Source organism: Flavobacterium sp. (genome assembly GCF_013822155.1).
GTDB lineage: Bacteria > Bacteroidota > Bacteroidia > Flavobacteriales > Flavobacteriaceae > Flavobacterium.
The window spans coordinates 1-10470 of sequence record NZ_PNJW01000081.1 but is presented as its reverse complement, the minus strand read 5'-3'; the positions used below and the strand labels follow the sequence as shown (position 1 = coordinate 10470).

The window sequence follows — 10470 nt, the reverse complement described above, 5'->3', positions numbered from 1 at the left end:
CAAAACTAACCATTTCGGTGTTTTTCAAATCTGGCATAGTTTTATTTTAAGGTTAGTTATTCAAATGTCGGCAGTATATTAGAAATAAAAAATCCCTATTTCTAGGGATTTTTTATTTCTTCATTTTATTTATTTTTTAAATAAATTTTTATGATGAATAATAATATAATAAAGAGAATAAAACCAAACAATACTTTTAGGCTTCCTTTGTAATGAATTTTATGTAAAGCTAAGTCTTTTCGATACACATAAATCATCGTTGCTGCAAAAAAGAGAACAAAAATACCGGCAAAAATTAATTGACCTTTTGAAAACATAGTTTTATTTTTCAACAAAAATAGTTAATTGTTTTTGAATTGAAGTGACAAAAGATGTTTTCCAAAATTCTATTTTTGCTTTTTAAATTTATAGCATTATGCAAAAACAAATTCATGCCGTAAAAGTGTTTCATGAAGCTTTTGAAATTGGTTTTAAAGAATCACCAGCTGTTCATTTGGGCGAAAATAAAAATCTGCTTCGTTATAATTTGATGAAAGAAGAAAATGAAGAATACCTTGAAGCTGCCATGAACAATGACTTGGTCGAAGTAGCCGATGCGTTAGGTGACATGCTTTATATTTTGTGTGGTACAATTATAGAACACGGATTGCAACACAAAATTGAAGAAGTGTTTGAAGAAATTCAACGCAGCAATATGAGTAAGTTGGGAGAGGACGGAAAACCAATTTATCGCGAAGACGGAAAAGTGATGAAAGGGCCAAATTATTTCAAACCTGATTTTGAAAAGATTTTTAAATAAAAAAAGTGTTCAGTGAATTTGGTTTCAACTGAACACTTTTTATAATAGAAGTTAACTTATACTTTAACGGTCCATCCAAAAGTATCTTCGGCTAATTTATACTGAATATTAGTCAGTTTTTCTTTTAATTGAATGGCATATGAATTTTCAATTTTAGGTAATTCATAATAGGTTTCCTGGTACGAAAAACCAACAATTGGGTTGACAACAGCCGCTGTTCCTGCCCCAAAAATTTCTTTCAAACTGCCATCTTTTGCTGCTTCAATTAATTCAGAAACTAATACAGAACGAACTTCAACGTTGATTCCTTCTCGTTTGGCTAAATCAATTAAACTTTTTCGAGTTACTCCGTCCAAAATTCGTTCGCTGGTTGGTGCTGTATATAAGGTGTCGTTTATTCTAAAAAAAACGTTCATTGTACCTGCTTCTTCCAATTTTGTATGCGTGGCATCATCTGTCCAAATGATTTGTTGGAAGCCTTTTTCATTGGCTAATTTAGTTGGATAAAATTGAGCAGAATAGTTCCCGGCTGCTTTTGCAGCACCAATTCCTCCATTAGCAGCACGACTGTAATGTTCAGCAATAAGCACTTTTACTTCCCCTGAATAATATGAACGGGCAGGAGAAAGGATAATCATAAATCGGTATTGAGTCGACGGTTGAGCAATAACACCTGTTCCAATAGCAATCATAAAAGGGCGAATATACAACGTGTTCCCTTTTCCTTTTTTTACCCAATCTCTTTCTAAATTTAAGAGAGCATGTAAGCCACCAATAAAAATATCTTCCGTTACTTCCGGCATAGCTAAACGGGTAGCAGAATGATTAAAACGCTCATAATTTTGATCCGGTCTAAACATCCAAACATCGTCATTTTCATCTTTATACGCTTTCATTCCTTCAAAAATGGCTTGTCCATAATGAAAAACTTTTGCAGATGGGTCAATCAGGAATGGTTCGTATTGTTTAATGATTGGTTTTTGCCATTTACCTTCTTTAAAATCACAGATTAACATGTGGTCAGTAAAAATATTTCCGAAGGTGAGGTTTTCGAAATCTACCGAGTTAATTTTTGAATTGGAAGCTTTAACTATATCGATTTCGTTAGTAAGTTTATAACTCATTGATGTTTATTTAAAAGTGTATAGTTGTGTTTAAGTTGTTGGAAAACAAAGAGATATGTTTTAAATGCAAAACAATTATAACTTTGTTTAAGATTTTGCTAAATTAGAAAAAAATAGTGGAGTTTTTTATCGTTTTGAAAAAATATGACAAATTTACAGCACTTTTTTATTTTTCCTTAAACTGAATATAAATTGTTAGAGATTTCATAGCAATGGTTGAAATTTTATTAGAATTATATTCTAAAAAGGATTAAACTCTTTACTTTTGTACAAATAATGTAAAATCTAATTAATTAAAACATGAAAAAAGTATTTGTTATTGCGGTAGCTGTTTTCTCAATGATATCTTGTAAAAATGTAGAAGTTAAAGAAGTAACAAATGTTGCTCCTGAAAAATTTCAATCATTTGGTGATTCAATTACTGCTGAAGGAGCTATCACAAAAGAGGAATTATTGGCCAAATTTGAAACCTTAAAAGAAGGTGATACAATTGAGGTTAAATTCCGTTCAGAAATTAAAGATGTTTGTCAGAAAAAAGGCTGTTGGATGAATATGAATTTAAGTAATGACAAAAATACGTTTGTTCGTTTTAAAGATTACGGATTTTTTATGCCATTTAATGCCGCCGGTAGTGAAGCAATTGTGAATGGAAAAGCATTTATATCAGTTGAATCGGTTGATGAATTAAAACATTATGCAAAAGATGCCGGTAAATCACAAGTTGCTATTGATTCTATTACAGAACCTAAAGTATCTTATTCATTTTTATCGAATGGGGTTTTAATTAAAGAATAATGAAAAGAATAGTTATTATAACGTTTACTTTATTTATAGTTTTGAGTTGTCAAAAAAAGGACGAAGCTCAAAATTGTGAAAAACCAAATTCAAAAGAGAAAGCTGAGAAGAAGACTTTTGAAATGTATAAAATGTCAGAAATGGCTTTGTTGATGGAACAAATGTATGTGGATAATCAGCGATTAAAAGCCCGCATTGAAAAAGGGGAAGCAGTGGGAGAATTTCCGAGTCATTTTGCGAATATTCATAACTCAATCATGACAGATCCAACTGAAAATGACGATTTCTTTAAAAAACAAGCAAAAGTTTTTTTAGAGGCTCAAGAGTTGATTTATAAAGATCCTGAAAATGCTAAAACACATTACAGTAATGCAATACAAGCTTGTATTTCATGTCATGAAGTGAAATGCAGCGGACCCATTGTTCGTATAAAAAAATTACAATTAAACTAGTAAAAAAGTTCATTTGAAAAGAGAAATAATTGTAACTTCTGACGGATCAACATCCATTCATCTGCCTGATTGGGAAGAAAGTTATCATTCCAAACACGGAGCCATACAAGAAGCTAAACATGTATTCATCAAAAACGGATTGTCACTTTTCAAAGGGCAATCCGTTTCGATTTTAGAAATTGGTTTTGGCACCGGATTAAATGCGTTTATTACTTTTTTGGAAGCAGAAAAAAGCAAGCAATCAATTGATTATTTTGGTGTTGAAGGCTTTCCGATTTCTTCTCAGGAAGTTTTACAAATGAATTATGTAAATCAATTAAATGCTACTGATTTTAAAGCTGTATTTGAATTGTTTCATCTTTGTAATTGGGAAGAAAATGTAACAATTTCAAATCACTTCCGACTAACAAAACGTAACCAATTATTTACTGAAATTGACGACATAAATCAATTTGACTTGATTTATTTTGATGCTTTTGGCTATCGGGTACAACCTGAATTATGGAGTGTTGAAATATTTACAAAAATGTACACGGCATTAAAATCGGGTGGGATATTGGTTACTTACGCATGTCGTGGCCCCATTAAAAGAGCCATGATAGAAGCAGGCTTTGAAATTGAGAAATTAGACGGACCCCCGGGTAAAAGAGAAATGTTGAGAGGGGGAAAAAAATAGTGAACTGTTTTTTCAAGGTGATATTTCGCTAATCTATTACAAAAAAGGCATTACTATTTCTCTATTTTATTTTTCATGATAAATTCAAAATTTAAAATAATAATGCGATGCACAAAATAATGGATTACACCATTTATGGTGAAGAAATGCAATATGTGGAAATCAATTTGAGTTCATCCGAATCAGTCGTTGCTGAGGCTGGAGGATTCATGATGATGGAAGATGGTATTCAAATGAAAACTATTTTTGGCGACGGTACCGATGCCGGTGGAATCATGGACAAACTTTTTTCCGCCGGAAAACGATTGCTCACGGGTGAAAGCTTGTTTATGACTTTGTTTCAAAACACCTATCCAAACCAACGAAAAATTTCATTTGCTTCGCCTTATCCGGGTAAAATTTTGCCAATTGATTTGAATACTGTTGGAGGCAAATTCATTTGCCAAAAAGACGCTTTTTTATGTGCGAATCAAGGAGTGAAAATTGGTATTGAGTTTTCCAGAAAATTAGGACGAGGTCTTTTTGGTGGAGAAGGTTTTATAATGCAACGATTAGAAGGCAGTGGATTAGCATTTATTCATGCGGGAGGAACCATGGCAAAAATTGAACTGCAACCGGGAGAAATGATAAAAGTTGATACAGGTTGTGTGGTGGGATTTACCCAAACAGTAGAATATGATGTAAAACTTGTAGGAGGAATACGCAATACTATTTTTGGAGGTGAAGGTTTGTTTTTTGCTACTTTGAAAGGTCCTGGAACAGTATTTGTTCAATCACTTCCTTTCAGTCGATTGGCAGGCAGAATATGGGCTGCCGCCCCTCAAGGAGGTGGAAAACACAAAGGTGAAGGAAGTTTATTAGGCGGATTAGGAAATCTTTTAGATGGCGATAATCGTTAAATTTTATACAATAAGAGTGTTAAATAATGATAGTGTATTTTAATTTTTTTTATTTTTACTCAACGTTCATTTAATCCAATTCTACTAAAAAAAAACTAAAGTATGACAAGACCAATGTTTGCTTACACTAAGAAAATCTTAGAAAGCGTGAGTTTTGATCCGAAACTGTTTTGTAAAGAACTAGAAAAAGCAATAAAGCAATTATTGCCTTATGAAATTGATCAACTGAGAGATTGGTTGTTAAGCTTTACAAAGGAGAAGCCTGAATTGAAAAGTTGTTTAATTTATGTGAATCAATAAAACTAAAAGGAGCCTAAATAGCTCCTTTTTTTATTTCTTTTGAATTGGACTTATAATTTGAACATCCTGAAAAGCAATTGCCCCTCGAATAACTCCTGAAATAACATTTCGCAAAGCATCAATGATATGAATTTTTAATTCATTTTTTGGGTAAATTAAACTGACTTCACGTGCCGGTTTTGGGTCTTTAAAATGACGAAGTTTCTTTTTGTCATTTTCTTTCAAATCTAATGTATGTAAATAGGGTAGAAGAGTCGTGCCTAAACCTTCATCCGCTAATTTTATTAAGGTTTCAAAACTGCCACTTTCTATGTGAAAGTTAAACTTATCCGAAGTGGTATTATTATTTTTACACAAATTGACAATTCCGTCTCTAAAACAATGTCCATCTTGTAATAATAAAATTTCATCTAAGTTTAAATCGGAAATTTCAATTTCTTTTTTTTCAAAGTAGGCATGACTTTCAGGAATATAGGCAACAAAAGGCTCAAAATATAAAACAACTTCCTTAATTTTTTCTTCTTCCAATGGAGTAACTGCAATGGCAGCATCTAGATGGCCATTTTTAAGTTTTACTATTATTTCAGTGGTATTTAACTCTTCAATAATTAAATTAACTTTTGGATATTTTTTAATAAAGTTATTCAAAAACATCGGAAGTAAGGTTGGCATAACTGTTGGAATTATTCCTAATCGGAATTCACCTCCAATAAATCCTTTCTGCTGATCAACAATATCTTGAATTCTATCAGCTTCGTTGACAATATTTTTTGATTGATTGACAATTTTTTGTCCAATTTCTGTTAATTGGATGGGCTTTTTACTTCGGTCAAAAATTAAAATGCCTAATTCTTCTTCAATTTTTTGTATTTGCATACTTAAAGTAGGCTGTGTGACAAAACACTTTTCTGCGGCTAACGTAAAATTTTTATGTTCCGCAACTGCTAAAACATATTTTAATTGGGTAATGGTCATCTAATAGTAATTTATGATGCAAATATAAAAACTATCAATTTTATTTATATGATTTATGGCTAATATTTCGTAAATTTATATGATAATTTATAAAAACATAAAGTAATGAAAACCAACGGTATAGGCCTATATTCAAAAAAAGCAGAGGTTTTATCTGCTGAATTAAATATTTTATTAGCCAATTTTCAGGTGTATTATCAAAATTTAAGAGGGTTACATTGGAATATCAAAGGAAAACGTTTTTTTGACCTTCATTTAAAATTTGAAGAATTATATAATGATAGTCAATTAAAAATAGATTTAATCGCAGAACGTATTCTAACTCTAGGAGGAACGCCGTTGCATACCTTTGAAGATTACATAAAAAATAACAAATTGTTTGTAGGACGAGATGTTTCAAACGATGAAATTGCCATAAATTTAATTGTGAGCTCTTTAACTCAATTATTAAAAATTGAAAGAGTTATTTTAAAACAAGCGGGTGAGGCATTAGATGAAGGAACTAATTCTATGATGAGTGATTTTATTAAAGAACAAGAAAAAACGATGTGGATGATGAAAGCTTGGTTAGAGGAAGGAATTTAGTTAAAGTTATTTTAAATTACATCAAAAAATTATGTTTCACTTAACTGAAAGTATAATTTCGCAAATATGAAGATATTAGCTTCTTTAGTGTTATTATTATTTGTCACATTTATATCATTACCCACAATTGTAGGGTATTTGAATAAAAGTGCTGATATGTCTATTATTTATAATATGTCAGAAGAAGAAGAATTACATAAAAACTTTAAAGTAAAAGACGCAATCAAAAATTTAAAAGAGGAATTAACTTTTGAATTTATTATTCATTCCTCTAAAAAAATATGCTTTGAAAATCACATTCAATATGATGATGTTTTAGAGGAAATATTTTCTCCACCACCCGAAGTATAAATATGGAAGTGTTTTATTCTGTTAAGTCAGAGAAACAATAGTTTTTTAACTATTTATTCATATTTTATTTCAGGTCAATGACAAAAAAAATTAATCTTTTGGCACACCTCAAATCTGATTTCGCATCTGGTTTGGTGGTATTTTTAGTTGCTCTTCCTTTGTGTTTAGGAATTGCATTAGCATCCGGAGCTCCTCTTTTTTCCGGAATTATTTCAGGAGTAATAGGTGGAATTGTAGTTGGTTTTTTAAGTAAATCACACATCAGCGTTTCCGGTCCTGCAGCAGGTTTAACGGCAATTGTTTTAACAGCAATTACCGATTTAGGAGCTTATGAAGTTTTTTTAACTGCCGTAATTATTGCCGGTTTAATGCAATTAATTTTGGGTTTTTTAAAAGCAGGAAGCATTTCTAATTATTTTCCAACTAATGTAATTGAAGGTATGTTGGCAGGAATTGGGATTATCATCTTTTTGAAGCAAATTCCACATGCCGTGGGTTATGATAAAGTCTCTGAAGGAGATACTTCTTTTTTTGAAAGTGGTGATTCAAATATGTTTGAAACGTTATTGAACTCTTTCAATTATATAAACATAGGTTCTATAATTATTACACTACTTGCCTTAACAATATTAATTATTTGGGATAAAGTTCCTATTCTAAAAAAATTGAAATTAGTACCGGCAGCATTAATCGCTGTGTTTTCAGGAATTTTAATGAATGAGATATTTATTAGAACAGGTAGTCAATTCCAGGTTTCTAAAGACCATTTGGTCGCTTTACCAACGCCAACTTCCTTAGAAGAATTTAAAGCGATGTTTTTATTTCCTGATTTTTCTATTGATACAATTTCAAATTCAAAGGTTTGGATTGTTGGAGTTACTATTGCAATAGTGGCTTCTATTGAAACATTGCTTTGTATAGAAGCTGCAGACCGAATGGATCCACATAAACGATATACAAACACAAATGTGGAATTAAAAGCACAAGGAATTGGTAACTTGTTAAGTGGCTTAATTGGCGGTTTGCCAATGACTTCAGTGGTTGTTCGTTCTTCAGCCAATGCAAATGCAGGTGCTGAAACAAAATCTTCTACGATAATCCACGGTCTTTTGTTGTTGATAAGTGTACTTTCAATAGCTCCTTTTTTAAATAAAATTCCATTAGCAACTTTAGCAGCTATTTTATTATTGATTGGATATAAATTAGCAAAACCGTCAATTTTTAAACACTTTTTTGAAAAAGGTAAATATCAATATGTTCCCTTCTTAGCAACTGTTATTGCCGTGGTTTTTTTAGATTTATTGAAAGGTGTTGCATTAGGAATGTTAATTAGTATCTTTTTTGTTCTTAAAGGGAATTTTAAAAGAGCCTATATTTTTAGAAAAGAAGAATACAATGATGGAGATATCATTCATATTGACTTAGCTCAAGAAGTTTCCTTTTTAAACAAAGCGGCAATAAAAAATACGTTAAAAAATATTCCAGAAAATTCAAAAGTCGTTATAAATGCCTCCGATACAGTTTATATAGCTCATGATGTTTTGGATTTAATCAAAGAATTTAAACAAATTCGTGCAAAAGAAGAAAGAATAAAGGTTAAATTAGTGGGCTTTAAAAAAGCATATAATTTAGATAACACAGAGGAGGGGCAACATATTTCCCTAAAATCAAATAATTTAAAATAGAAAATCGAATTATCAAATTAATAATATTATGAGCGAGTTTTATAAAAAAATATTAGAGAATAATAAAAATTGGGTTGAAAGTAAATTAAAATTAGACCCCAATTTTTTTGAAGGTTTGTCAAAAGGTCAATCACCTCCTTTGTTATGGATTGGATGTTCAGACAGTCGTGTACCTGCTAATGAAATAATCGGTGCAGCACCTGGAGAAGTTTTTGTACATAGAAATATAGCAAACATGGTAATTCATACCGATATGAATATGCTTAGTGTACTTGATTATGCAGTAAATGCTTTAAAAGTAAAACATATTATTGTTTGTGGTCATTATGGATGTGGTGGCATAAAGGCTGCTATGGGAAATGACTCAATTGGAATTATAGATAATTGGATACGACACATTAAAGATGTATATCGTTTCCATCAACATGAATTAGATGATATACAAAATGAAAATGAACGATTTAATAAGTTTGTTGAATTGAATGTTAGGGAACAAGTATATGATTTAGCTAAAACTTCAATTGTACAGTCTGCATGGAAAATGGGACAGGAATTGTCAATTCACGGTTGGGTATACGGACTTAATTCTGGATATGTAACAGATCTAGATGTTAATTTTAAAAATAATGATGAATTAGACAGTGTCTATCAACTTAAATTTTAAGTGATTAGATTGAAATAAATGCATTTTTCATTTTTAAGAAATTGTAGCAAAATTATTTTTTAAAAAAAGTATATTAAAATTAAGTTTTTGGTATACTTTTTTTATTTTTGCAAAATTATGTCAAAAATTAACATTTTTTTCACAGCATTATTTTCCCTTCTTTTTTGTTTTCAATCATATGCACAAAATGATTCAATAGCAAAAAATATTGAAGAACTACAAATCGATACCTTAAAAACGGACATCCAACAATTTTCATTAAATACTGTTAATGATTCAGTAGCAATCATTGATTCCAAACTAATTTATAATCCCCAACGAGATTCTAAACGGCTTTTGTATAATACCGGAATGTATGCCGGAGTTGCAATTGCTTCTTTTGGATTATTATGGATTGCTCCGGTAAGTGTTTCAAAATGGGATAAAGAAGAAATAAAAGATGAAGGTTTTGCTACAAAATGGAAAGAAAACGTAAAAGCAGGGCCAGTTGTTGATGAAGATGATTTTTATATGAACTATATTGTTCATCCTTGGGCTGGCGGGGTATATTATATGTCTGCCAGGGGAAGTGGTTATAAACCATGGGAGTCTTTTACTTATTCTTTTTTAATGTCTACCTTTTTCTGGGAATATGGGATAGAAGCTTTTGCAGAAATACCTTCTGTGCAAGATTTAATCATCACTCCGGTTGTAGGTTCAATAGTTGGAGAAGGGTTTTTCATTGCAAAAGGAAAAATTATAAGAAATGAAAGAAGAATATTGAACTCAAAATTCTTAGGAAATACAACACTTTTTATCATGGATCCTTTCAATGAATTATTAGATATTTTTGGCTATAAAACCAAAAATAAAGTAGTGGCTTATTCAAGTTTTATTCCAATTGAGAGAAATCCTTTCACCAATAAACAAACTTGGGGAATGCAAATGGTATTGAAATTCTAATTTTTTTAAACTCTTTAATTGTCTAAATTTTCATTAAACGACGAGGGTAGTATCTGCGGAATAAATTTTATTAATATGGGTAATAATAAACTTCCACCCGGTAATAAAAAAATTGTTAGAGATGGAATCGTCTTACATACATCTAAAAGCTGTTTTTTCATTTTCTTTTTTTCCTGAGTATCTAATTCGCGTTGAGTTGAAGTAGCTAGTAATACCACTAATT

14 protein-coding genes are annotated in these 10470 nt (G+C 30.9%); 11 read left to right on the top strand and 3 right to left on the bottom strand.

Translation table 11 applies throughout. From position 1 onward, the window contains the following. The first annotated feature begins 415 nt into the window (after positions 1-415). Positions 416-799, top strand: a complete 384-nt coding sequence (locus C0512_RS13995; RefSeq protein ID WP_290862625.1) for a nucleoside triphosphate pyrophosphohydrolase family protein — start codon at positions 416-418, stop codon at positions 797-799. Positions 800-855: 56 nt separating this feature from the next. Here C0512_RS13995 and C0512_RS13990 read toward each other — a convergent pair whose 3' ends face one another. Then, a complete protein-coding gene (locus C0512_RS13990) occupies positions 856-1923 on the bottom strand; it encodes a branched-chain amino acid aminotransferase (RefSeq protein WP_290862623.1) in 1068 nt (355 codons plus the stop codon). A 300-nt stretch (positions 1924-2223) separates the two neighbouring features. Between C0512_RS13990 and C0512_RS13985 the strand changes: the two genes are divergently transcribed. The 5 genes from C0512_RS13985 to C0512_RS13965 all read left to right on the top strand — a co-directional run bounded on the left by C0512_RS13985 (position 2224) and on the right by C0512_RS13965 (position 5045). Further along, positions 2224-2718 carry a DUF4920 domain-containing protein gene (locus tag C0512_RS13985; RefSeq protein WP_290862620.1) on the top strand — a complete coding sequence of 165 codons (495 nt, stop codon included), beginning with the start codon at positions 2224-2226 and terminating at the stop codon, positions 2716-2718. Continuing rightward, positions 2718-3170, top strand: a complete 453-nt coding sequence (locus C0512_RS13980) for a hypothetical protein (protein WP_290862618.1) — start codon at positions 2718-2720, stop codon at positions 3168-3170. The genes C0512_RS13985 and C0512_RS13980 overlap by 1 nt, the downstream gene beginning before the upstream one ends. A gap of 13 nt (positions 3171-3183) precedes the next feature. After that, positions 3184-3846: a tRNA (5-methylaminomethyl-2-thiouridine)(34)-methyltransferase MnmD gene (mnmD, locus tag C0512_RS13975; protein WP_290862616.1), complete on the top strand. Its 663-nt coding sequence runs from the start codon at positions 3184-3186 to the stop codon at positions 3844-3846. 107 nt (positions 3847-3953) lie between these two features. Next, positions 3954-4745 carry a TIGR00266 family protein gene (locus tag C0512_RS13970; RefSeq protein ID WP_290862614.1) on the top strand — a complete coding sequence of 264 codons (792 nt, stop codon included), beginning with the start codon at positions 3954-3956 and terminating at the stop codon, positions 4743-4745. A 102-nt stretch (positions 4746-4847) separates the two neighbouring features. Continuing rightward, positions 4848-5045 (top strand): hypothetical protein, encoded by a 198-nt coding sequence (locus C0512_RS13965; protein ID WP_290862612.1) that lies wholly within the window; start codon positions 4848-4850, stop codon positions 5043-5045. A 30-nt stretch (positions 5046-5075) separates the two neighbouring features. On the opposite strand, the gene C0512_RS13960 is transcribed toward C0512_RS13965, so the two are convergent. Next, entirely contained in the window at positions 5076-6020 is a 945-nt protein-coding gene (locus C0512_RS13960) for a LysR substrate-binding domain-containing protein (protein WP_290862610.1), read from the bottom strand. Positions 6021-6125: 105 nt separating this feature from the next. Between C0512_RS13960 and C0512_RS13955 the strand changes: the two genes are divergently transcribed. The 5 genes from C0512_RS13955 to C0512_RS13935 all read left to right on the top strand — a co-directional run bounded on the left by C0512_RS13955 (position 6126) and on the right by C0512_RS13935 (position 10247). After that, on the top strand, positions 6126-6605 hold the full coding sequence (locus C0512_RS13955) for a Dps family protein (RefSeq protein WP_290862608.1): 480 nt from the start codon (positions 6126-6128) through the stop codon (positions 6603-6605). A gap of 66 nt (positions 6606-6671) precedes the next feature. Further along, positions 6672-6956, top strand: coding sequence for a hypothetical protein (locus C0512_RS13950; protein WP_290862607.1), 285 nt, complete (start codon positions 6672-6674; stop codon positions 6954-6956). 77 nt (positions 6957-7033) lie between these two features. Further along, a complete protein-coding gene (locus C0512_RS13945; protein ID WP_290862605.1) occupies positions 7034-8641 on the top strand; it encodes a SulP family inorganic anion transporter in 1608 nt (535 codons plus the stop codon). A 28-nt stretch (positions 8642-8669) separates the two neighbouring features. Further along, on the top strand, positions 8670-9305 hold the full coding sequence (gene can, locus C0512_RS13940; RefSeq protein WP_290862603.1) for a carbonate dehydratase: 636 nt from the start codon (positions 8670-8672) through the stop codon (positions 9303-9305). 117 nt (positions 9306-9422) lie between these two features. Beyond that, entirely contained in the window at positions 9423-10247 is an 825-nt protein-coding gene (locus tag C0512_RS13935) for a DUF3943 domain-containing protein (protein WP_290862601.1), read from the top strand. 14 nt (positions 10248-10261) lie between these two features. Here C0512_RS13935 and C0512_RS13930 read toward each other — a convergent pair. Beyond that, the coding region (locus C0512_RS13930) for an LETM1 domain-containing protein (RefSeq protein ID WP_290862599.1) at positions 10262-10470 on the bottom strand (209 nt) is incomplete at its 5' end.